The sequence below is a fragment of the Cyanobacteriota bacterium genome, assembly GCA_025054735.1.
Classification (GTDB): Bacteria; Cyanobacteriota; Cyanobacteriia; order SKYG9; family SKYG9; genus SKYG9.
In genome coordinates this window covers 1-1,455 of the sequence record JANWZG010000630.1, presented here as the reverse complement: position 1 = coordinate 1,455, position 1,455 = coordinate 1, and the positions used below count along the sequence as shown (strand labels likewise).

The window sequence follows — 1,455 nt, the reverse complement described above, 5'->3', positions numbered from 1 at the left end:
AGCATCGTCCCCGCTATTAATCCGGCGGATTCAAACCACAAAGATACTGAGTGCACCAAGCAACTTTGTGTCCTTTGTGCCTTTGTGGTGAAAAAAGTTCTGCTGCAACGCACCAAGTCCAGCAAAGGAGGTAATCATGAAACCACAATTCCAAAAGTTTGCCTGCCCGATCGCCCGCTATCGGGGTATCAAAGACCCCCTCAGCCAGGAATTTAACAGTCATCTTCAAGTCTTTGCCCATCGGCTATCCCTGCTAGTGGGGCTGCACACAGGGGGCAAACTCTCAAACCAGCAGATATATCCACAATTGCTTACCCTTTGGGATGAATTACAGCCCTACCTATCCTTGGTTGCTGATGATACTCAAACTCCAAAGCCGAATCAGACAACAATGGATGCTCTGTTAGCACGGGATAGCTTGGCTAGCGATCGCCTCTCCTCTTTCCTAGATGCCGATTAGGGGAGGTAAAAGATAGCTACTATGCCCTGCTCCCATGGAAACTAGAAAATTCAGCGGCCTTAACTCACCTGCAAAGCCCTGAGGAGCAAGCGCGATCGCTGACTGATTCCCGACTCAACTTGCCCGTGCCCTCAACTACTTGGTCAAGCTGGATTGATGGTGGCTACAACTTCACCCGTTTGGCTGGTGTCGTGGCCACCCAACGCTTGCAGTTGGGATAACACGCGACGATGTCCCAAGGTGCTGAGTAGCTGCTGCACGGGGGGTGACTCTAGATGAGATTTGAGCACCACTAGGTCATAGCGAGAACGATGGAGGGGAATGAATCCTAAGCCAAAGGCGTTGGCAACTGATGCTGTGCTGACCCCTGCCGATGCCTTACCCAGGACGATCGCATTGGCGACTTCTAGGTGGCTATACACAACCTGCTCAAACCCCTTGACCAATTGATGATCAATGCCTGCTTCTTGCAGCGATCGCTCTAGAAGTTGCCGACTGCCTGCTCCCTCTTCCCGGTTGACGATCGTCACATCAGGTCGAGTCAAATCGTCTATGGTTTGCAGATTTAGGGGATTACCAAGTGGAGTTAAGAGTCCCTCTTCCCAGATGCCCAGATTAATTAACACGGCTGGTGTATCCTGTAGGGCAGCCTGCACAAAGGGTAGGTTATGTTCCTGCGTGATGGGGTCATAGAGATGCATTCCAGCTATATGCACCTCTCCCCGACAGAGCCGATGCAGCGCACTCATGCTGTTATCAAAGGTCCAATGGACGCGCAAATCCGGGTGCCAGCGCTCTGCGGCCCGTGCCCAAAGGGACAGAGCTGGTGTGCAACCTGCCAGCACCACCGTGTTGTGGAGTTTTTCCAAGTCATCTAAGAGCCTAACTCGCAACCTATTGGAGCAGCTAGCATAACTTCCCTCACCATCGGCAGGAATCATCTCTAGACGAAAGGCATCATTACCCCGCAGGGGATGAGCAATCCAACGCCCACC

The 1,455-nt window shown here is 52.2% G+C and carries 2 protein-coding genes; one reads left to right on the top strand and one right to left on the bottom strand.

Translation table 11 applies throughout. The features are described from left to right. Positions 1-136 precede the first annotated feature (136 nt). Positions 137-460, top strand: coding sequence for a hypothetical protein (locus NZ772_18880; protein MCS6815623.1), 324 nt, complete (start codon positions 137-139; stop codon positions 458-460). Between the two features lie 143 nt (positions 461-603). Here the strand turns inward: NZ772_18880 and NZ772_18875 are convergent. Beyond that, positions 604-1,455, bottom strand: an 852-nt coding sequence (locus NZ772_18875) for a substrate-binding domain-containing protein (protein ID MCS6815622.1), incomplete at its 5' end; no start/stop codon positions are given.

What these genes read in the sequence shown, in the direction of transcription:
- NZ772_18880 (MCS6815623.1), top strand. Translation starts at nt 137, where the DNA reads ATGAAACCACAATTCCAAAAGTTTGCCTGCCCGATCGCCCGCTATCGG.